The sequence below is a fragment of the Sphingomonas jatrophae genome (assembly GCF_900113315.1).
GTDB lineage: Bacteria > Pseudomonadota > Alphaproteobacteria > Sphingomonadales > Sphingomonadaceae > Sphingomonas_P > Sphingomonas_P jatrophae.
In genome coordinates, this window is record NZ_FOZG01000001.1 from 758,912 (window position 1) to 778,636 (window position 19,725).

Consider the following 19,725-nt stretch of genomic DNA (forward strand, 5'->3'; position numbering starts at 1 on the left):
GACACTCGCCTGGCCGGGGCTGCTCTCTTCAACAGAGAGCGCCGCGGCCTGGCGAGATCACCACCAGCGATTCGCGCGCGTGGTAAAGCCGGCGCGTTCCTCGATCGCAAGGCCGGCATCCAGCACGCCCTGTTCGTCGAGCGGGCGCCCGATGATCTGCAGGCCGAGCGGCAAGCCTTGCGCGTCGAGCCCGCCCGGCACGCTCATCGCCGGAAGGCCGGCGAGCGATGATGGGACGGTGAACACGTCATTGAGATACATGGCGAGCGGATCGGCCGACTTCTCACCCAGCGCGAAGGCGGCGGAGGGCGCCGTGGGGGTGAGCAGGAGGTCGCACTTGCCCCAAGCCTCCTCGAAATCGCGCGCGATCAGCGCGCGCACGCGCTGCGCCTTTGTGTAGTAGGCGTCGTAGAAACCCGCCGACAGCACGTAGGTGCCGATCATGATGCGGCGCTTCACCTCAGCGCCGAAGCCGTGCGCGCGGGTGGCGGCATACATGTCCTGCAGGTTCGCGCCCTCGGGCAGGTCACGCAGGCCGTAGCGCACGCCATCATAGCGGGCGAGGTTGGACGACGCTTCCGCCGGTGCGATGATGTAGTAGGTCGGCAGGGCGTGGCGGGTGTGCGGCAGCGACACCTCGACGATCTCGGCGCCCGCATCGCGGGCCCAGTCTATGCCCTTCTGCCACAGCGCCTCGATCTCGGCGGGCATGCCGTCGACGCGATATTCCTTGGGAATGCCGATGCGTTTGCCCTTGAGATCGGGCGACAATGATTTTTCCCAGGCGGGCACAGCCTCGTCGAGCGAGGTCGAATCCTTCGGGTCGAAGCCTGCCATCGTTTCCAGCAGGATCGCGCAATCGCGCACCGTCTGCGCCATCGGCCCCGCCTGATCGAGCGACGAGGCGAAGGCGATCACGCCGTAGCGCGAGCAGCGGCCGTAGGTCGGCTTGATGCCGGAAATGCCGGTAAAGGCAGCGGGCTGACGGATCGAGCCGCCGGTGTCGGTGCCGGTCGCGCCGGGCGCCATCCGCGCGGCGACAGCAGCGGACGAGCCGCCCGACGAGCCGCCTGGCGCCAGCGCGGCATTGCCACCATCGTTGCGACGCCACGGGCTGAGGACGTTGCCGAATGCACTCGTCTCGTTCGACGACCCCATGGCGAACTGGTCGAGGTTGAGCTTGCCCAGCATCCCCGCGCCCGCGCCGAACAGCTTGGACGTGATCGTTGAATCATAGGTCGGCACGAAGCCGTCGAGGATGCCGGAGGCCGCCGTAGTGGCGTAGCCTGCGGTGCAGAACAGATCCTTGATGCCGAGCGGCACGCCGGACAGCGGCTTCAGATCACCCGAGGCGCGATCCGCATCCGCCTTGTCCGCGGCGGCCAGCGCATGGTCCGGCGTTTCGACCAGGAAGGCGTTCAGAGGACGGCCGGAGACTACCGCGGCGTTGAACGCCTCCGCCGTCTCGCGGGCGGAGAAGCTGCCGGCGCGGAAGCCGTCGCGCAGATCGGAGATGGTGAGGGCGGTGAGATCGGTCATGCTGCTCATCGGGCTGAAACCTCACCGTTCGGGCTGAGCCTGTTAAAGCCCTGCTCTTCTTCGGCGCGGAAAGAGGAAGAACTGAGCTTCCGCAAGCTCAGCACGAACGGAGCGGTGGCGATCACTCGATCACCTTGGGAACCGCGAAAAAGCCGTGTTCCGCCTGCGGCGCATTGGCGAGCACCTTGTCGCGGATGCCGCCGTCGGTGACGACGTCGTCACGCAGTCGCTGGCGATTGGGGATGACGGAGGCCATCGGCTCCACCCCCGTCGTATCGACACCGCCGAGTTGCTCGACCCAATCGAGGATGTTGTTGAGCTCGGGCACCAGCGCCTCCACCTCGGCGTCGGTGACGGCGATACGGGCGAGACTGGCAATCTTGCGGACGGTGATGGCATCGACGGACATGCCCCGCGGCTAGCAGAGGGGTTGATGGCCATGCAACCACCTCCTGTGCCGCATGGACACGGGCGGCGGGGCCGCTATTCCCGCTGGAACCCTTCAGGGTTATGCTGCATTGCACAAAGGAGAGCCGGTTGGCGGCGCGTCGCTTCCTCTATGTCATTGCGGGATTGGTCATGCTGACGCTTGCCGCGGCTATCGGATGGAACCTGTTTCAGGACCAGCTGATGCGCGCCGCCTTCGTGCCGTCGGCACCGTTCAAGCCGCTGCCCGATGCCGGTGCGCCCGATTATGCGACGCCTGCCGCGTGGCTGTCACGCCCGGATCTGGCCGACGATCCCTCGCGCTGGACACCTGCCGGCGTGACCGCAGCGACGAAACCGCAGGTTGCCGTCTTCTACCTCTCGCCGACCACTTATCTCAGTCGCGCGCAGTGGAATGCGCCGCTGAACGATGCCGGTGCCAATGATCGGCTGCGCCTGTTCGCCTCGACGCAGGCGAGCGCGTTCAACGGCGTCGGTGCGGTCTGGGCGCCGCGCTATCGGCAGGCCTCCATCGGCGCCTTCCTGACGACGGACGGCAATGCCCAGCGCGCGCTGGAATTCGCCTATGCCGACGTGCTGCGCGCCTGGGATGCGTTCGTCGCTGCGGTGCCCGAGGATCGTCTGATCCTGCTGGCGGGGCACAGCCAGGGGTCGCTCCACCTCGTCCACCTGCTGCGGGATCGCATCGCAGGCTCGGCCGTCGCGAAGCGGATCGTGGCGGTCTACGCGCCGGGCTGGCCGATCTCGATCGAGGCGGATCTGCCCGCGCTCGGCCTGCCCGGATGTGCCGGGCCGGGGCAGCCGGGCTGCATCGTCGCGTGGCAGAGCTTTGCCGAGCCGGCGGACACGCGCCAGATTCGCGCCATCTATGACGCGACCACGGGCATGACCGGGCGGCCGCGGCGGGGCACCGCAATGCTCTGCGTCAACCCGCTGACCGGCGCGCCCGCAACCGCCGCGCTGCCCGGAGCCAATCTCGGCGCGCTGGTGCCGCGTGCCAATCTGGACGGCGCCGATCTGGTAACGGGCCGCGTGCCGGCGCGGTGCGATCCCTCGGGCTTCCTGATGATCGGCGGGGAGCCGCAGGGCTTCGGCCGCTACGTGCTGCCGGGCCGCAACTATCACGTGTTCGACTATATGCTGTTCTGGGCGAACATTCGCGCGGACGCCGCGGCCCGCACGGCGGCGTTCCTGGCGCGCGGCTAGACGGAGCGGGCTGGCGCGCGCAAGGACGCCGCCATGCCCGTCCTGTCCCTTCCCGACTTTCGCGATCTCCTGCCCCAGGGCGGGCGGCTGGCGGGACTGGATGTGGGCACCAAGACGATCGGCGTGGCGCTGTGCGACGCGGGTTGGACCATCGCATCGCCTGCGGGAACGATCGTGCGGGTGAAGTTCTCGGTCGACCGGGCGAAGCTCAAGGCCATCCTCGATGCGCAATCGGTGCGGGGCATCGTCATCGGCCTGCCGCTCAATCTCGACGGCAGCGATTCGCCGCGAACGCAGTCCGTTCGCCAGTTCGCGCGCAATATCGAGCCGCTCGGCCTGCCGATGCTATTGTGGGACGAGCGCTGGTCCACCGCGGCGGTAACGCGCACGCTGATCGCGGCCGATGCCAGTCGTGCGCGGCGGGCGGAGCTGGTCGACAAATTGGCCGCCGCCTACATCCTGCAGGGCGCCATCGACGGACTGGCCTTCGGCGGCTCGCTTTGATAGCCGCCGCCCCGTGAGCGCCTCCCCCTTTCCCCACCGCCACCTGCTCGGCCTCGCCGGGCTTCACCCGTGGGAGATCACCTATCTGCTGGACGAGGCGGAGCAGTGGGTGACGCTGAACCGGGGCACCGCTAAGCATGACGGGCGTCTTGCCGGCCTGACGCAGATGAACGCCTTCTTCGAGGCGTCGACGCGCACCTTGCTGTCGTTCGAGGTGGCGGGCAAACGGCTGGGTGCGGACGTCGTCAACATGGCGGTCGCGCAATCGAGCGTGAAGAAGGGCGAGACGCTGATCGACACCGCGATCACGCTCAACGCCATGCGCGCCGACGTCATGGTGATCCGCCACGACCGCTCGGGCGCGGTGCACCTGATCGCGGACAAGGTGAACTGCCCGGTGCTGAATGCCGGCGATGGGCGGCACGAACATCCGACGCAGGGGCTGCTCGACGCGCTGACGATCCGGCGGCGGAAGGGTCGGATCGAGGGGCTGGTGGTCGCGATCTGCGGCGACGTGCTGCACAGCCGCGTCGCGCGCTCCAACATCCATGCGCTGACGACGCTGGGCGCGGAGGTGCGCGTGGTCGGCCCGCCGACCCTGCTGCCGGCCGGGGTCGAGCGGATGGGGGCACAGCGCTTCACCGACTTCGATGCCGGGCTGGACGGCGCTGACGTCGTGATGATGCTGCGCGTGCAGCGCGAGCGGATGGACGGCGCGCTCGTCCCCTCCGCTCGCGAGTTCCATGCGCTTTACGGCCTGACCCACAAACGGGTGGAACGCGCCGCGCCCGATGCTCTGGTGATGCATCCGGGGCCGATGAACCGTGGGGTGGAGATCGACTCGGCGGTTGCGGACGATCCGGTGCGCTCGGCGATCACCGAGCAGGTGGAGATGGGCGTGGCGGTGCGAATGGCGTGCCTTGACGTGCTGACGCGCGAGCGGCGGGGGATCGCCGCATGAGGCCGCTGGCGATCCTTGGCGGGCGACTGGTCGACCCGCGCGCCGGGTCGGTGCAGCCGGGCAATCTGCTGATCGTCGACCGGCGGATCGCGGCGGTGGGCGACTTCGATGTGCCGGCCGAGGCCGAGCGGATCGACGCGAGCGGGCTGCTGGTGACACCCGGGCTGGTCGACGTCGGCAGCTTCGCCATCGACCTGCCCGCCTTCGTCGCGGGCGGGATTACGCGTGCGGCGCTGATGCCCGATCAGTCGCCGCCGCTCGATCATGCAGCCCTCGTCCAGCGGGCGGCGCAGGCGGGCAAGCCCGACGTGTGGGTCCATCCCATCGCGGCGGGAACCAAGGCGCTTGCGGGGCGCGAGCTGGCCGAGATCGGTCTGATGCGCGCGGCGGGTGCCGTCGCGGTGGCGACCGGGCGTGGCTGGATCGCTGACTCCGGCGTGATGCTGCGGTTGCTCGGCTATGCGAGTGCGCTTGACCTGCCGGTGATCGCGCATGCCGAGGATGGCAGCCTGACCGCAGGCGCCGTGGCGACCGATGGGGAGACTGCGACGCGGCTCGGCCTGCCTGCCGCCCCCGCGGCGGCCGAGGCGATGGCGGTGGCGCGCGACCTTATGTTGGCCGAGGAGGCGGGCGCGGCGATCCACTTTCGCCAGATCACCACCGCGCGCGCCTTCGATCTCGTCCGCGCCGCCAAGCGCCGCGGCGTCCGCGTGACGTGCGGGATCACGCCGGCGCATCTGTTCCTCTCCGATCAGGCGATCGGGCCCTTCCGCACCTTCGCCCGCCTCTCCCCGCCGCTGCGCGAGGAAGCCGACCGACTGGCCGCGATCGAGGCGGTGCGGGACGGGACGGTGGACCTGATCTGCTCCGGCCACGATCCGCAAGGGCCCGAGGCCAAGCGGCTGCCGTTCGCCGATGCGGAGCCTGGCATGGCGGGCGCGGCGACGCTGCTGACGCTCAGCCTCGCGCTGGTGCGCGACGGGGTGATCGCCCTGCCCCGCCTGTTCGACCTGCTCTCCACCGCCCCGGCACGGCTGCTCGGCCTGCCGGGTGGCGGGCTGGACGTGGGTGATGAGGCCGACCTGCTGCTGGTGGACGAAGGCGCGCCGTGGCGGATCGACTCGGATCGGATGGCGGGCGCTGCCGGCAACACGCCGTTCGATGCGTTGCCGGTGCAGGGCCGCGTGGTGCGCACGATCAAGGGTGGCGTGGCATTGAATTGAGGCCGCAGGAGGAGGCGAGCGTATCTTCTATCCGGCTGACGCCTTTTACCTTCACTCGCGCGTGCGCTGATAAAGATCGCTGTCGGCCTCGCCGCCAAAGCCGCGCTCGATCAGACGGAAACCATGCTTCGTCAGAAGAGCCACCGAGGCGCTGTTCGACGGATCAACGGTCGCCGATACCGGATCGATCGCCCGGGATGTTGCGAAATCGACCAAGGCGCGCACGATCTCGGATCCGAAGCCTCGCCGCCAATGCGCCGCCATGAGGCCATAGATTATCTGCTCAGGCCCGTCCGCTGGACGAGCGAAGCCCGCCCAGCCGATCAGTTGACCGCTCGATCGCTCGATCACTGCGCCGGTCCCATAGCCATAGCGCGCGAGATTGGCCCGGGAGTTCGTGACCCAAAGAGCGGCGTCATCTCCCGACAAGGCCTGCCCATCCCCGACGAAGCGGGAGACCTGTGGATCCGCAAGGATCGCGACAAGGCCCGCCGCATCAGCGAACTCAAACGGGCGGATCGTCAGTCGCGCGGTCTCAACGACACTGTTCTGGATCATGACGGCGGCATTATCATGTGGGCATATCTCCTCGATCTGGCAGCGGCGCCCCAATCTCTGCTTTGCCGCATATGGCCTCGGCATCAGGCCGCCGTTGGCAAGCCCCTCGCCTCCTCCTATCCCCGCTGCATGACGACCCGCCGCCTCTTCGCCACGCTCTTTTCAGAGAGCGCGCTCGACGATCCCGCTTTGCTGGAGGAGCTGGCGCACAGCTGCCGCGCGCTGGCCGAGGATGACCGCGCCGGTCGCGCCTGGTCGAAGGAGAAGGGCTATCGCGGCTATACCTCCTACGCCTCGCTCAACGATCTGCCGCAGCGCGATCCGATCTTTGCCGATCTGGTGCGGGTGTTGAACCGCCACGTCGCGGCGTTCGCCAAGGAATGCGCGTTCGATCTTGCCCGGCCGCTGAAGCTGGACAGCCTGTGGGTCAACGTCATGAAGCGGGGCGGCGTCCATTCGGGCCACATCCACCCGCACAGTGCGATCTCTGGCACGCTGTATGTCGAGGTGCCGCCGGGCTCGGGCGCGCTGAAGCTGGAGGATCCGCGGCTGGCGATGCTGATGAGCGCACCGCTCCGCCGGCCCGACGCGAGCGCCGACCTGCAGCCCTTTGTCTATGCCGAGCCGACGCCCGGCGCGATCTTCCTTTGGGAAAGCTGGCTGCGGCACGAGGTGATGCCGAGCGACGCGAAGGACGCGCGCATCTCGATCAGCTTCAACTATCGGTGAAAGGCGGGCGCCGCCCTCGTCAGTGAACTCGCCGTCCGCCGCACCCGAGCGGCTTCAGCGCGCCGCCACCTGCACCGCCTTCTTGCGCGCGGCCATCTGCACCGGCGCTTCGCCCGCTGCCGCGCGAACAAAGCAGGGGTTGCCGGTGGCGCGGATGCTTGCGCACAGCTGGACAGCCTGCATCCGCGTTGCGAAGCCGCCCAGCGTCAGGCGCGTCAGTGTGCCGCTCGCCTGCTGGACGGGCGCGTGGGATGGCGTAAAGCCGGCGAGCAGGCGCATCCGGCTGCTCAGCTTCTCCCAAGCCGTATCGATCGGCGTGGCGCGCGAAAAGGCGCCGAGCTGGACGACCCACTGACCGCCACGCTGCGCGGCAGGCTTGGCGAAACTGGTGTGGTTGGCAAGCACCAGCGGCGGTCGGTCCGGCGATGCCACCGCGCTGCGAACAATGCCTTCCGGCGCGCGGATCAGCGGCGGCACCTCAGGCGCGGATGGCGCGTAGAAGACCGGCTCGGGTGCGGGCGGCGGTGGAGCGGCGGCGGCAATCTCCACCGGTTCGTCAAGAGCAGCCGGCGCGGCGACCGGATCGGCCGCCGCCAGAGTCGTGACGGGCTCCGCCGGTGCGGCGGCGAGGCGTGTCTCGGCTGGCGCAAGCGCGAGGCGGGTCGGCTGACCGGGATCGGCCGCCGGCGTCACCTTCAGCAGCGCGGCGACGCGTGCATCGGCCCCGGACGAGCGGGTCAGCGCCGCCCACTGGCGGATGCGGGCATCCACGTCGGCCGGTGACAGATCCTGCGCCGCCATCGCCTGCGCGCGCGTCCACTCGCCGGCCAGCGCATAAGCGAGCGCGAGATTCTGGCGGGTCTTGGCGTCGGCGCCAGGCGCCCGCGCCGCGCCTTCCAGCAGCGTGATCGACTGCGACGCATCGCCCGCAAGCGCGAAGGCCAGGCCGCGATCGGCATCGGGCACCCTGCCCGCAGCCTCGGTCAGCGTTGTGCGGGCGGTCTCCGCCTGTCCCGTCGCGATCTGCGAGAGCGCCAGGCTCAGCCGTGCGCGGCCGAGGTCCGGATCGAGCGCGAGCGCGTCGCCGAAGCTGGTCGCCGCCGAGGCGAAGCGGCCTGCGGCGAGATAGGCCTGGCCGAGCAACTGACGGTAGCGCGCGTCATTGGGGACAAGAGCCACCGCCGTCTCGGCATCGGCCACGGCGGGCTTTTGCGCCGCAAGGGCCGCTTCGGCACGGGCAGCAGCCTTGGCCGCGCCCTTCGCCGCCTTCGGCAGCGACGAGGAGGCTGCCATCGGTCGCGCGTCGCCCGCCGGCTTGCAGCCGATGGCGCACACCGCGAGCACGAGCCCGGAGGCGGCGAATCTGGAGAGCGTGCAGGTCTTCATGGAACCCCCGGAGTCTAGTCTTTGCGGCCACGCCCACGGCGGGCCTTTGGCAGCGCGGCCGCGACCGGCGCCGTTGCGAGCATGGCGTCGAGCGCCTCGGTGACAAATGCCTGCGCCGACTGCCCGCGCACCGCGCAGGCAAGGCGCAAGGCCAGATGGCGGGCGGGATCGAGGCGCAGCGTGAACGCCTTGCGTCCGGCAACCGGCGCCGCCTCCTCGCGGGCCAAAGCGAGCCGCTCTGCGATCTCGGCCTGCTGGCGGGCAGGTTCGTTGGGCATCTGGCCCAGATCGTTCCAGCCGAGATCGTCGCCGGTCAGCTCCACCGCCAATCGCATTGCGGGACGTGCCTCTCCCTTCCGGGCGAGCAGCCCGGAGGTGAGCGCGGCAAAGCGAGGCTCGCCAGCGGGCTTCACTGCACCACCACGCGCCGACCGAAGCCGCCCGCTGCGCGCCCATGCGGCACGCCGCCCGGCACGGTGAAGACGGTGCGGCGAAAATTCTTCTCCAGCCGATCGGAGACATAGGCCCACAGCGCCTCGATCTCCTGCGTCGATTTGGAGCGGGCATCCGCCTCCATGACGGTGCGGCCGTCGATCATCGATGCGGCGAAATCGGTGCGGTGATGGACGATGATGGGGGCGACGGTGCCATGATGCGACAGCGCCACGGCGGCCTCGTGCGTGATCCGCGCCTTGGGCGTGGCGGCGTTGACGACGAACAGCAGCGGCTTGCCCGCGCGTTCGCACAGATCGACCGTTCCGCCCACCGCGCGCAGATCGTGCGGGCTGGGTCGCGTGGGGATGAGGATCAGCTCCGCCACGTTGATCACGCTCTGGATCGCCATGGTGATGGCGGGCGGCGTATCGATGATGGCGAGGCGGAAGCCCTCGCGGCGCAGCACCTCCAGATCGGCGGCAAGGCGGGCGACGGTGGTCTGGGCGAAGGCTGGCGTTTCATCGCGCCGCTCATTCCACCAATCGGCCAGGCTCGCCTGTGGATCGATGTCGATCAGCACGACCGGTCCGGCGCCGGCCCGCTCAGCCTGCACGGCGAGATGACCCGACAAGGTCGTCTTGCCCGAACCGCCTTTCTGCGATGACAAGGCCAATATGCGCATCCACCGCCCCCGGTCCGGATCCATCCGTTCGGCGAAGAAGATGCACGAGCACGGCTAACAACCGGTAAACGCCGGTTCGCTGCCGCGCAGATTGCGGTGCGTTACGGATAACATGTCGTTAAACCCTTGTGCGTTACGCCTAAGACGCGCCAGACCGCGGCCCGCCGCCGATCACGGGATTCCAGAAATGACGTTTGCGCCGACACTTATCCTTATCGCCGCTGCTGCCGCGGCCGTGCCGCCGGTCAAACAAGGGGTCGATGCGTGGCAGGCGGGCGATTACCAGAAGGCCGTCAAGGCGTGGACGGACCCTGCCGCCGCCGGCGACGCGGACGCACAGTTCAACCTGGCGCAAGCCTACAAGCTCGGCCGGGGCGTGCCGCTCGATCTGCGGCAAGCGGAGGCCTGGTACCGAAAGGCCGCCGATCAGGGGCATCGGCAGGCCGGCGCGATGCTCGGGCTGATCATGTTCCAGAATGGCGACCGCAAAGGCGCGCTGCCATGGATCCAGAAAGCGGCGGACGCCGGTGATCCCCGCGCGCAATATGTCTACGGCACCGCCCTGTTCAACGGTGACGAGACGGTGCGAGATTACCCGCGCGCTTATGCGCTGATGACCAAGGCAGCAGCAGCCGGTCTGCCGCAGGCGCAGGCGAGCCTGAAGCAAATGGACCAGTTCATCCCGTTGCCCGATCGGCAGAAGGGTTTGGCAGCGGCCAAGCTGATCGGCAGCGCGCCGACGGCGACCGCGGCCACCGCTCCTGCCCCGCGCCCGGCGCCGGTGCGCGCAACCGCGCTGCCGCCATCGCGGGTGGCAGAGGCAGGTGCTGCGCCTTCTGTTCCTAACGTCACCAAGACGGTGCCCACGTCCAAGCCGGCGGCTATGGCCGCTTCGAGGCCGGCCGCGGTGCAGCAGACGAAGGCGATTGGAACCCCGGCGAGCGGCGGCAAATGGCGCATCCAGCTGGGTGCCTTTTCCGATGCGGCGGCGGCGCGCGGGGCATGGTCGACGGTGTCAGGCAAGGCGGGACTGAGCCGCCTGTCCCCTTCCTACGTCAAAGCGGGAGCAGTGACGCGCCTCCAGGCTGGGCCGTTCTCCACCCGCGCCGCCGCCACGCAGGCGTGCAAAGCTTCTGGTGTTACCGGCTGCTTTCCCGTGGGCGGCTGACCCCCTAGTCCGTGACGCCGGAGAGCACGTTTCCGGCCGAGGCGAAGGTCGGGCTGCGGCGAGCATCCGTGCCGTTAAACCACACCTTGTTGGCCGGATTAGGCGGTCCGAACGAGTCCGGATCCACCGCGGTCGGATCGACATGGCAGTGCCTGCTGCCCGGACCCAGGCTGATCCCGCCGCGAAACGAGGGGCCACCAGCGCCGATCACCACCGGCCGTACGATGCTGCGCACCAGCGCGCCGCAGGTGATTGCGAATTCCGGGCTGGTCTTGCCCACATTGTTGATCTGCGGCTCCAGCACGAGCCCGCTCGCCTCGGTGACGACGACCGGCTTGCTGGCCTGGTGAAGCTTGGTGCCCTGCAGCCTGACTCCGCGGGTGCGTGACAGCCAGACCGATCCGTTGCGGAAATCGCCGTGGATCTGGCCCCCCGTCATCGTCACGAGCCCTGCACCGTCGAAGATCGCCACACCACGATCCCCGCCCGCGCCAGCGGCGTATATGTAGAGGTCGAGGATCTCGATCGACGCGCCCGACGTCATATCCAGATCGATGCTGATCCCAGTGCCCGAACAGCCATCCAGGATCGCATTGCGGATGTGAAGATCGACCGTCTGCCCTGGATTCCGGAAGCCTGCCGCATCGAAAATCATACCCGAGGCGATGCCGGCGGATTCGAACTGGTCGATGAAGCTATCGACGAACGCGCCTTGTGCGATCAGCCCGGCCGAGCCTTTGCCGCCGGAGCCCTGTCCAACGGCGAGGCAGCGGTTCATGTATAGCGATGCATTGCCGCCGGCGAAGCCGAAGCTGATCCGTCCATCGAGGAAGAAGCCGGCATAAATGTCGTTCGCTCGTGTCGCGCTCGACCGAGTGCGGATCGATAGACAGTCGTCCAGCTTCGAATAGACGATGCCGCCGATATAAAAGCCTAGGCAGCTTTCGCGGCTGATCACGTCACGCGCGGTGACGCGCTCCACATGTGCGATGCGCAGGCCCGCAGGGCTGCGGCGGAGATCTCCGCTGGGGTGCGGCGCGGGATCACCGTCGCGGATCAGTGTGACATTGCGGATGTGGATTTCGCGTGGGTAGCGGCTGTGATCGTGCGACGGCTGCTCGAACGTACCGATCAGCACGATATCGTCGCGCTGGACACCCGGTGCCTGCTGGCTGAGCACGATGCGCGTGCCCTGCCCCTGCTCTGCGGCTTCTCCCTGCACGCCCTGCACCGTCCGCCAGCTCTGCGCCAGGCGCAGCGTGCGCTTGTTGAAATAATCGGCTTGGGAGAGCTGCGTGACGGGGCACAGCGCGTAGCAGGCCTCAATCGCGGGTGCGCAATCCACCGCGCCATTGTTAGGGATCGCGCCGAACCATTCGGGGCGGCCGTGCACGCCATCCCAAAGGCGGACATAATGGCCGCCCGAGGTGGGCACGAACAGGCCTTCCAACGGGTCGCTCACGGGCGGCGGCCCGGAAGCTGCGCGAAACCAGCCTTCTCGTCCTGCCTCCGAAAGGTAGATCAACGCACCCACCGGCGGCAGGGTCAATCGGCGGAGCTGTTCGAGCGTCGGCAAGCTCAGAGTGCCCGCCTGAGGCACAGGCTGGCTCGTCGCAGTGCCCGGTGCGGACGATCCCACGGCGCCGAGGCTCGTCATCGCCGCCGCGCCCAACACCGCACGGCGTGGCAGTTCAACCATGTCTCTCTCCGATGCACAGTCCCTGCCTGACCCGAACGTCCCGCCGGGCGAACCGTTGCTGTGGATCAGCCGGTGGAGAGGCGGAAAGCACCCGCGAAATAGAGCACGATCGCGATAACGATAGACACAAGCGCGCAGACAACGATCATGTCCCAAATATCGCGCGCATGCCGGTTGCGTGCGTTCCGCTTCGCAGGGCTGGGATCCTCGGGAGAGGCGAACGGCATCACGCTGTCTCCGTATTCGGCGCGCCGCCGGTAAGCAGCGGCAAATCGCGGCGGAAGCGCCAGCGGTCCTTCCAACCCTGCGTGCGGATGTCGCGCCACACCGCTCGCATCGTGGTGCAAGACAGCGAAGCAGCGATCAGCAGAATCAAGGCCGGTCGCAGGAAGGGGCCAATCGCCATGTGATAGGTGTAGAAGACTGGCCCGCTATTCAGGAATCCGCCTTGAAGGACGGTGAACAGCCGACCCAGATAGATGTCGCCTGACAGGGAGACGATATAGGCAGTGACGATCGCGATGCGGATGCCGCGGCCGCCGCGCCACGGCTCAAAGAACGTCAGCAACGTGATTAGTGCTTGGACATAGCCTCCCGCTTCCGAAGTGATCATCGCGATGCACCCGGCAAGGTTCACCAGCCGGTAGGTGGGCACCACTTCGGGTCGAAGCCACGCCGCGACGAAGGCAAGCACGATGAGGCCCTGCACCGAATGGGTGAGGAGCGGCAGCAGCATGGCGCCGAGTTCGACCAGATCGGACCCGCCGAGCTCGAGAATCGGAAAGCTCTGGCTGGTCAGCAGCGAGACGACCGGGACGTAGGTTGTCGCATACCACAGGTCGAGGAAGCTGGACGGTTGCGAAGTCGCACCCGCCCAAGCAACGAGGTTGGTGATGATCTCCTTCGGCGTGCCCGCGCCCACCATCGCCCAGGTGGCGACGTAGACGGCAATGACCGACAGCGTCGCCCCTTCGAACCAGCGCCACCGCCGACGCACCGCATAAGCGAACAGGGTGCCCACAAGGTAGATCTTGAAGTTGATCGACATGCCGACGAACAGCATGCGCAGCCGCGCACTTTTCAAGAGCGGGCCGTGGCCAAGCAGATAGCAAGTGTAGCACGCCATCAGCAGATTGCCGCGTTCCAGCGCGTCCAGCATCGGCATGCCGGCGCAGACCACGAAAGAGCGGAATAGCGCGGTGCGGCGGTCGATTTTTAAGAAGGTCAGCCCGGTCAGGAAGATGTTGAGCACGAACCAGCCGTGCATCGTGAACCGGCCCCAAAGATCACAATCGCGCGAGTACCAGCCCTCGTTTGCGACGTAACACGGACCCCACGTCAGTGGCTTGAGGTAGACGAACGAAATCGGTGGATAGAGCGTCGCCCAGGCATCGTATGCGCCGGGATTGTGCGCCCAGAAGGCGGTGTTGAACCAGTCCATCCACACGTCGAACGATTGGTAGAAGAAGGGCTGCGGCAGGCCGCCGCGCACCAACAGCAACGCGATCGCGTAGCCGCCAGTAAGCAGCACGGCGAGGGCCAGCAGCGGCTCGATCCAGCGGTTCGCGCCGTCGTCGGGGAGCCAGCCCGTCTTCACTGAGCCACCTTGCGCATGAAGACGACGTGCTTGAGCGCGAAATAGTTGATCAGCGAGGCGAAAAGGGTAGCGAGCGCGCCCGCGGCATAGGGCGATCGGATGAATAGGTCGAAGAAGGCGAGCAACGCCAAGTTCACCAGGTAATTGACGAGGTAAGCGAGGATGTAGCGGCCCGTTGACGCCTGCGCATCACGGAAGACGTGCTTACTGTAGGTCAGGTAGTTGAAGCACACGCCCGCTATCTGCGCGATGATCTGCGCCACATAGAGGTCGAGACCTAGCCAGACGAGCAGCGCGTAGGTGCCGAAGCCGAAGGCGGTGTTGACCAGCGCGGCCTGATAGAAACGGAACAGCTCCGCAAAGCGGCGCAGGCCGGTAGGCAGGGCAAGACCCACCTCACGCCTCGTCGGTGAAGTTGATGCGCTCACGCTCAATGACCAGCGGGGTTCGTCGCGTCCGTTCCGAGATCAGCCGGATCTGGTCGCCCATCAGCCCCAGGAAGATGAACAGGCCGCCGACCTGAGCCTGCGCGATCGCGCCAACGATCCATGGCCACACCCGCCCGCCGAGCACGCCGGCAACGATCCCGGCCACCAGCAGCAGCAGGCTCGCCATGAGCATCAGCGCGCCAATGTGCAGCGGCACTCGCAACAGCCGCTTCGACATTCCCGCAAGACTGGATAGCGCGAACTCAAGGAGTGCGAAGAAGTTGTTGTTGGAAACGCCGCCCGCGCGTTCGGGACGAATATAGGAGATGGTGTCGACGCTGTAGCCGGTCTCGACCAGCATGCCGCGGAAGAAGGGCTCCGGCTCCTGAATCTTCGCGACCGCCTGAACCACACGGCGATCATATAGCCCGAAGCCGGTGGCGTTCGGAATGATCGGATAGTCGCCGAACGTCGCCGCAGCCCAATAGGAGAAACGCCGGACGAGCCCCAGCTGGACCGAAGACTTTTCCGATTGGCGGACGCCTAGCACGATGTCGAAGCCCGAGCGCCAGCGTTCGACAAAGCGCGGCAGCAGTTCAGGCGGGTCCTGGAAATCAGCGCACATGTTGATCACCGCCCGGCCACGCGCCTGATAGATGCCGTGGGTCGGCGATCGCATTTGTCCGAAATTGCGCGCGTTGACGATCAACTTGACGCGTGGATCACGCGCGCAGAGATCTTTCAGCAGTTCCACGGTGCGGTCGTCGGAATGATTGTCGATGAAGATCAGCTCAAACGTGTCGCCGATGCGCTCCATCTCGCCGATCACCGCCGCAGCGATCGGCAACGCATTCTCTTCCTCGTTCCGCGTCGGGATGACGACGGAGAAAACCGGATCCGCTTGGCTCATCGCGCCGGGCTCAGGTTGCGCCGCGGATCGCCGAGTGGGGGGCGCATGAGATAGAATTCCATCGCACCCGCCAGCAGGACAATGAGAATGAAGAGGCCTGCCGGTATAGTGCGGAACTGCCGCGCACTGTCGACATAAGGCTCTTCGAGCACACGCACGCTGCTCGTCGAAGTCAGATCCTCGACAGCCGCGCCCTCAAGATAACGCCGATAGCCCTCATAGAGACCGCGCGCGATGTTGAGCTCACGCTCAAGATCCTGCACCTGCGTCGACTGCACCACGACACGATTGACCGAGTCCGGATCGTTGGCGTCAAGACTTTGCGCCTCGGCAAGCTGGCGGCGGATCGCCTGAATTTCGGCGATGATCCGGCGGACCGACATATTCTCGTCCGTCGCGAAAGCGCGGGCAGCGTTCAGCTCGACCTCGCGCGCCTTCAGTTCAGCCTGAAGCGTAGGAATGCGCGCACCGATGGCGCCGATCGAAGGCCCGGGCTGCGAGTAGCGCGTGCGGCGGCGGAAGCTGTCATAAGCCGCCTGCGCGCGATCCAGCCGCTGACGCGACGAGCGGACCAGGTTGACCAGCACATCACGCTTGTAGGCGGTCTGATTGCGCGCAATGCGAGCCAGCTGGAACCGAGTAGCCTGCGTAAAACTGCGCACCAAATCGAGGCCAAGTTTCGCATCGGTCAGCTTGGACTCAACCTGAATGATGCCACCGCGGAGCGACCGGATCTCAACGTTGGACACCAGCCACCGATCGATCGCCAGTGGATCGCTCATGTTGAGCCGCTTCGGCAGATCCAGATCTGCCGCGACAGCCCGGCGAACGCCCTGAGAGCGCGCGACCTTGAGGCTGATCTCCACCGCCGCCTGCGAACCGAACACGCTTGCGCCCGCACCGAGCTGTCCCAGCGCGCCCTGCAAGCCCAGGCTCGACGGATCCGTCGGAGTGAGCGAGGAGGCGGTGCGATACAGCCGTGGGAACAATGCCAGCACGGCAAAGATCACCGCCAGGACGAATAAAATCGCCCGACGCCGCCAAGGATTGGCAAACCATGAACTCACGGTGAGATTGCCGATGATCGAGCGCGGCGGCGTCACTGTGAGACCGCAACGACGGTGGCGGCGGTCAGACCCATCTGGAACACCAATGAACTGAACTGCAGGATGCGTGAGAGCAAGGAGGATGACTGGCTGCGCACGGGCACGAAGATCACGTCCCCCGGATAGACGTAGCTGCGCAGCGCGCCGCGCTTGGCTGAAATAACGTCACCGCTGGCGCGGACGACGAAGATCTGGCCGCGATCGGCCGCCCGCAGCGCGCCGCCGGCACGATCGATATAATCGCGGACGCGGACCGGCTGCGTGCCCTCGATCAGGAACGAGGCAGGCCGCTGTACCGCGCCGAATACGCCCACTGTCGTCGGACGCGCCGGGATGAAGATCCGGTCGCTATTCTCCAGCAGCAGCTCGCCTGGCAGTCGCGTGTCGGCGATCCCGACGTTCATCACGACACGCCCATCCGGCTCCACCCGACGGAGCCGTTCCAAAACCGCCTGTGCAGCCGCGAGCTGCTGCGCACGCACACCGGCATCAGTGGTGGTGTCGCTGGTCAGCGGCGCGGAGGTGAGCGTCAACTCGAACTGTTCCAGCGCCTCCCGATAGCTTTGCCGCTGCTGCTGCTGAACCGATTGGCGCTCAAGCTTGGTGCCGTAGATGAACGCGCGCGATGTTGTTCCACCCGCCACCGCAAGCACCTGCTCAAGCCTGGTGTTGGCCGGCACGTAGTAATTGCCCGGCTTGTTCACCTCGCCCTCGATTCGAACGACCACCGACTGACGCTCCAGCGGTCGCGTCAGCGTGCCGCTCGACAAAACCTGCACGATGTCGCCGCCTTCCACCGGGGTGGACGCGAGTTGTTGCCGCGACACTTCCGAAGCGCCGATAGTGTCCTTGTTCGACAAGCGGTTCAGGATGACGCGGCTCTGATCTGCGAGGACGCCGGGATTACCCGCATAGCGCAACAGCGCGTCTAGCGACTCTCCTGGCTTGGCTTCGTAAATCGCCTCTGAGTTCACGCTGCCGCTGATTGCCACCTGCGGGCCAACCGCGGGGATGAACAGCACGTCCTCGTTCTGAAGCGTGACGTCCTTCGACTTGTCGCCGCCGCGGATGAAGTCATACAGATCGAACGAGGAGACGAGCTGGCCGTCGCGATACAGCATCACGGAACGGAAGCTGCCGCCGGCCGAAGGGCCGCCGGCGGCGAGTACCGCATTCACCATCGTCGACAGGCTGCTGACCGTGTACGCGCCGGGGTTGTTCGCGAACCCGGTGACATAGACGCGCACGCCGCGCAGCCGCGTGACGGTCGCCACGACGCGGAAATCGACATATTGCCGGCCGACTGCAGCGCTGATCGCATCACGCAGGCCAGAATAAGGCAGACCGGCAACGCGGATCGCGCCCACACGCGGAATGAAGATGCGTCCGTTGGTATCGATCTCGGCGTCGATCCGCCCTTCGATCGAACCCGTCAGGCCGACGAATATGCGGTCGCCGGGCTGGAGAATGTAGCCGGGCGGCACGGTGGCAGTCGCCGCGGTGGCGAAATCGCGCGAGCCGGGAACGAGAAGATCCGCGCCAAAGCGCGGCAGCGCCCGGCCGATCGCGCGTTCGACATAGGTCTCGAACTCGCTCGGCGGGGCCGGGCGGCGGGTCTGGGTCTCGGTCGCGGTCTGCTCACCAGATCGGCGATCGCGCAATAAGGAACCGCGGCTCGTCCGCTCGTCGCCATCCTGACTGATCAGGGACTCGCGATCAGTGATCTCTACCGGCTCAAGCCGCGTGGCCGCCTGCTGCGCACTCGCATTGGCAGCCTGAGCGGCGACCGCCGCCTGCGCCTGTGCCTGTGCCTGAGAGCTGTAAGGATCAAGCGGCGAGCCTGCCGGCGTGGAACGATCCGGCTGCTGGTAGAAGGATTGCGCGTAAAGTGACGCAGGTGTCGCCGCGACCATCGCCGCAAGTGCGCTCCAGCCGCTTGTCACCGCCAGCACACGGCGGGTCCGCCCGGCCCGGGGCACGCCGGGACGGATCGACTGGGGTTCCACGGTAAAGCTGCCTGCCACTGAAAGAACTCTCGTTTAAGGAACGCTAGGCGAGCCCACTCCATAAGAGCGAGCTCACCAGGAGCCCGGCCCGACCGAGATAGGGCATTGCCCCCCTGCGCGCGCCTTTCGTTCCTGTTATCTGCCTTTGCCACTATCAGAAGCACCGGCCGCCGCAAGCGGCTCCGCACTGCCGACGCGGCGAACGACATCGTCAATCGCGCTCTCCAGATCGTAGGCGAGCGCGAGGCCCAGCGCCTCGCGCGCCTTGGCAATCGAAGGAACGTAGCGATCCTCGCCCGGCTCACTCCACGCGGGCACCAGTGCCGGGACACCACAACGCCGCGCGACCGCCTCCGCCGCATCGCCCATCGTCACCGCTTCATCGGATCCAACATTCCAGGTCGGACAATGCAAATCCGCCGCGGCGGCGATAGTGAGAAGCCACACCACCAGATCGTCCGCATGCATGTAGCTGCGGTAAACGGGCTTCCGAGCATTCACCCGGACAGGACGGCCGGCAAGGCCATCGGCGAGGAAATTACCGATTGCGAAATGTTGGTCGCGCGGCAGATGAACGCCGACGAACGCGAAGCAGCGCGCGACGGAGGTCCGAATGCCATGTTCCCCGAGCGCCGCGATGCGCGCCTCCGCCAGCCGCTTCGCCTCGGCATAATCGCGCTTGTAGGCGACAAGGCCGCTCGCCTCGCCCGGGTCGAACGTCTCGGGCAGGAGATCAAGTTCTGGCGGCTGCTGACCGTAGACCGCGCCCGAGCTGGTGTAGATGATGCGGCTGTCCGCATGGCAGGCGCGCGCGATCCGGGCGTAATTGTCGATCGCGGCGAGGATGTTCGCCCGTTCACCGAGCGGATCGTCGATATAGCGTTGTGCGTCCGTCGTACTTGCCGCGTGGATGACGTAATCGGCAAAGGGCAGCGACGCCGCAGTGCCGACATCGGCGTTGATCAGCTCAACCCCTGCCCCTACCAGCGACGGATGCGTGACACTCAGCCGCGATGCAGACCGCGCGACAACCAGAATGCGGTCAATCGCCCAGGGTGCGAGGAAACCTCGGGCGAAGGCATCCAGGATCGATTTCCCGAAGAAGCCCGATCCTCCGATGACCATCAGCGACCGGGACATG

General features: G+C 67.0%; 20 protein-coding genes. 6 read left to right on the plus strand and 14 right to left on the minus strand.

The genetic code is table 11. The features are described 5' to 3' along the window. Positions 1–57: 57 nt before the first annotated feature. Both gatA and gatC read right to left on the minus strand, forming a co-directional pair. On the minus strand, positions 58–1,539 hold the full coding sequence (gene gatA, locus BM360_RS03585) for an Asp-tRNA(Asn)/Glu-tRNA(Gln) amidotransferase subunit GatA (RefSeq protein WP_093313696.1): 1,482 nt from the start codon (positions 1,537–1,539) through the stop codon (positions 58–60). A gap of 121 nt (positions 1,540–1,660) precedes the next feature. Further along, positions 1,661–1,948, minus strand: coding sequence for an Asp-tRNA(Asn)/Glu-tRNA(Gln) amidotransferase subunit GatC (gene gatC / locus BM360_RS03590; RefSeq protein WP_093310816.1), 288 nt, complete (start codon positions 1,946–1,948; stop codon positions 1,661–1,663). A 128-nt stretch (positions 1,949–2,076) separates the two neighbouring features. On the opposite strand from gatC, the gene BM360_RS03595 reads away from it, so the two are divergent. The 4 genes from BM360_RS03595 to BM360_RS03610 are packed head-to-tail and all read left to right on the plus strand — an operon-like array spanning position 2,077 to position 5,880. Further along, positions 2,077–3,192, plus strand: coding sequence for a DUF3089 domain-containing protein (locus BM360_RS03595; RefSeq protein WP_093310820.1), 1,116 nt, complete (start codon positions 2,077–2,079; stop codon positions 3,190–3,192). Between the two features lie 33 nt (positions 3,193–3,225). Further along, positions 3,226–3,696 (plus strand): Holliday junction resolvase RuvX, encoded by a 471-nt coding sequence (gene ruvX, locus BM360_RS03600; protein ID WP_093310823.1) that lies wholly within the window; start codon positions 3,226–3,228, stop codon positions 3,694–3,696. Then, positions 3,596–4,657 carry an aspartate carbamoyltransferase catalytic subunit gene (locus BM360_RS03605; protein WP_423228884.1) on the plus strand — a complete coding sequence of 354 codons (1,062 nt, stop codon included), beginning with the start codon at positions 3,596–3,598 and terminating at the stop codon, positions 4,655–4,657. The genes ruvX and BM360_RS03605 overlap by 101 nt, the downstream gene beginning before the upstream one ends. Beyond that, entirely contained in the window at positions 4,654–5,880 is a 1,227-nt protein-coding gene (locus BM360_RS03610) for a dihydroorotase (protein ID WP_093310831.1), read from the plus strand. Before BM360_RS03605 ends, BM360_RS03610 begins: the two co-directional genes overlap by 4 nt. Positions 5,881–5,931: 51 nt before the next feature. Here BM360_RS03610 and BM360_RS03615 read toward each other — a convergent pair whose 3' ends face one another. After that, on the minus strand, positions 5,932–6,438 hold the full coding sequence (locus BM360_RS03615; RefSeq protein ID WP_165611191.1) for a GNAT family N-acetyltransferase: 507 nt from the start codon (positions 6,436–6,438) through the stop codon (positions 5,932–5,934). 129 nt (positions 6,439–6,567) lie between these two features. On the opposite strand from BM360_RS03615, the gene BM360_RS03620 reads away from it, so the two are divergent. After that, positions 6,568–7,167 (plus strand): TIGR02466 family protein, encoded by a 600-nt coding sequence (locus BM360_RS03620; protein WP_093310844.1) that lies wholly within the window; start codon positions 6,568–6,570, stop codon positions 7,165–7,167. A gap of 54 nt (positions 7,168–7,221) precedes the next feature. Here the strand turns inward: BM360_RS03620 and BM360_RS03625 are convergent, their stop codons facing one another. From BM360_RS03625 to BM360_RS03635, 3 genes are all read right to left on the minus strand, one after another. Continuing rightward, positions 7,222–8,553, minus strand: a complete 1,332-nt coding sequence (locus tag BM360_RS03625; RefSeq protein WP_093310847.1) for an SPOR domain-containing protein — start codon at positions 8,551–8,553, stop codon at positions 7,222–7,224. 14 nt (positions 8,554–8,567) lie between these two features. After that, positions 8,568–8,876, minus strand: coding sequence for a hypothetical protein (locus BM360_RS03630; protein ID WP_242653301.1), 309 nt, complete (start codon positions 8,874–8,876; stop codon positions 8,568–8,570). A gap of 86 nt (positions 8,877–8,962) precedes the next feature. Beyond that, positions 8,963–9,670, minus strand: coding sequence for a ParA family protein (locus BM360_RS03635; protein WP_093310864.1), 708 nt, complete (start codon positions 9,668–9,670; stop codon positions 8,963–8,965). Positions 9,671–9,857: 187 nt separating this feature from the next. On the opposite strand from BM360_RS03635, the gene BM360_RS03640 reads away from it, so the two are divergent. After that, positions 9,858–10,838: an SPOR domain-containing protein gene (locus tag BM360_RS03640; protein WP_093310871.1), complete on the plus strand. Its 981-nt coding sequence runs from the start codon at positions 9,858–9,860 to the stop codon at positions 10,836–10,838. Between the two features lie 4 nt (positions 10,839–10,842). Here BM360_RS03640 and BM360_RS03645 read toward each other — a convergent pair whose 3' ends face one another. The 8 genes from BM360_RS03645 to BM360_RS03675 form a co-directional block, all read right to left on the minus strand. Then, positions 10,843–12,537, minus strand: a complete 1,695-nt coding sequence (locus BM360_RS03645) for a hypothetical protein (RefSeq protein WP_131819174.1) — start codon at positions 12,535–12,537, stop codon at positions 10,843–10,845. A 65-nt stretch (positions 12,538–12,602) separates the two neighbouring features. Then, positions 12,603–12,767 carry a hypothetical protein gene (locus tag BM360_RS19480; RefSeq protein ID WP_165611192.1) on the minus strand — a complete coding sequence of 55 codons (165 nt, stop codon included), beginning with the start codon at positions 12,765–12,767 and terminating at the stop codon, positions 12,603–12,605. Next, positions 12,764–14,134: a hypothetical protein gene (locus BM360_RS03650; protein WP_093310881.1), complete on the minus strand. Its 1,371-nt coding sequence runs from the start codon at positions 14,132–14,134 to the stop codon at positions 12,764–12,766. The genes BM360_RS19480 and BM360_RS03650 overlap by 4 nt, the downstream gene beginning before the upstream one ends. Then, entirely contained in the window at positions 14,131–14,529 is a 399-nt protein-coding gene (locus BM360_RS03655; RefSeq protein ID WP_165611193.1) for a GtrA family protein, read from the minus strand. The genes BM360_RS03650 and BM360_RS03655 overlap by 4 nt, the downstream gene beginning before the upstream one ends. Before the next feature lies 1 nt (position 14,530). Continuing rightward, a complete protein-coding gene (locus BM360_RS03660) occupies positions 14,531–15,472 on the minus strand; it encodes a glycosyltransferase family 2 protein (protein WP_093310887.1) in 942 nt (313 codons plus the stop codon). After that, positions 15,469–16,575, minus strand: a complete 1,107-nt coding sequence (locus BM360_RS03665; RefSeq protein ID WP_093310889.1) for a GumC domain-containing protein — start codon at positions 16,573–16,575, stop codon at positions 15,469–15,471. The genes BM360_RS03660 and BM360_RS03665 overlap by 4 nt, the downstream gene beginning before the upstream one ends. Next, a complete protein-coding gene (locus BM360_RS03670; protein ID WP_131819175.1) occupies positions 16,572–18,584 on the minus strand; it encodes an SLBB domain-containing protein in 2,013 nt (670 codons plus the stop codon). Before BM360_RS03670 ends, BM360_RS03665 begins: the two co-directional genes overlap by 4 nt. 135 nt (positions 18,585–18,719) lie before the next feature. Next, positions 18,720–19,724, minus strand: coding sequence for an NAD-dependent epimerase/dehydratase family protein (locus BM360_RS03675; RefSeq protein ID WP_093310895.1), 1,005 nt, complete (start codon positions 19,722–19,724; stop codon positions 18,720–18,722). Position 19,725: the final 1 nt, after the last annotated feature.

Bases quoted from the DNA above. Each gene is read 5' to 3' on its own strand.
- gatA (WP_093313696.1), bottom strand. From the start codon at position 1,539: ATGACCGATCTCACCGCCCTCACCATCTCCGATCTGCGCGACGGCTTC.
- gatC (WP_093310816.1), bottom strand. From the start codon at position 1,948: ATGTCCGTCGATGCCATCACCGTCCGCAAGATTGCCAGTCTCGCCCGT.
- ruvX (WP_093310823.1), top strand. From the start codon at position 3,226: ATGCCCGTCCTGTCCCTTCCCGACTTTCGCGATCTCCTGCCCCAGGGC.
- BM360_RS03605 (WP_423228884.1), top strand. From the start codon at position 3,596: ATGCCAGTCGTGCGCGGCGGGCGGAGCTGGTCGACAAATTGGCCGCCG.
- BM360_RS03610 (WP_093310831.1), top strand. From the start codon at position 4,654: ATGAGGCCGCTGGCGATCCTTGGCGGGCGACTGGTCGACCCGCGCGCC.
- BM360_RS03615 (WP_165611191.1), bottom strand. From the start codon at position 6,438: ATGATCCAGAACAGTGTCGTTGAGACCGCGCGACTGACGATCCGCCCG.
- BM360_RS03620 (WP_093310844.1), top strand. From the start codon at position 6,568: ATGACGACCCGCCGCCTCTTCGCCACGCTCTTTTCAGAGAGCGCGCTC.
- BM360_RS03625 (WP_093310847.1), bottom strand. From the start codon at position 8,553: ATGAAGACCTGCACGCTCTCCAGATTCGCCGCCTCCGGGCTCGTGCTC.
- BM360_RS03635 (WP_093310864.1), bottom strand. From the start codon at position 9,670: ATGCGCATATTGGCCTTGTCATCGCAGAAAGGCGGTTCGGGCAAGACG.
- BM360_RS03640 (WP_093310871.1), top strand. From the start codon at position 9,858: ATGACGTTTGCGCCGACACTTATCCTTATCGCCGCTGCTGCCGCGGCC.
- BM360_RS03645 (WP_131819174.1), bottom strand. From the start codon at position 12,537: ATGGTTGAACTGCCACGCCGTGCGGTGTTGGGCGCGGCGGCGATGACG.
- BM360_RS03660 (WP_093310887.1), bottom strand. From the start codon at position 15,472: ATGAGCCAAGCGGATCCGGTTTTCTCCGTCGTCATCCCGACGCGGAAC.
- BM360_RS03675 (WP_093310895.1), bottom strand. From the start codon at position 19,724: ATGTCCCGGTCGCTGATGGTCATCGGAGGATCGGGCTTCTTCGGGAAA.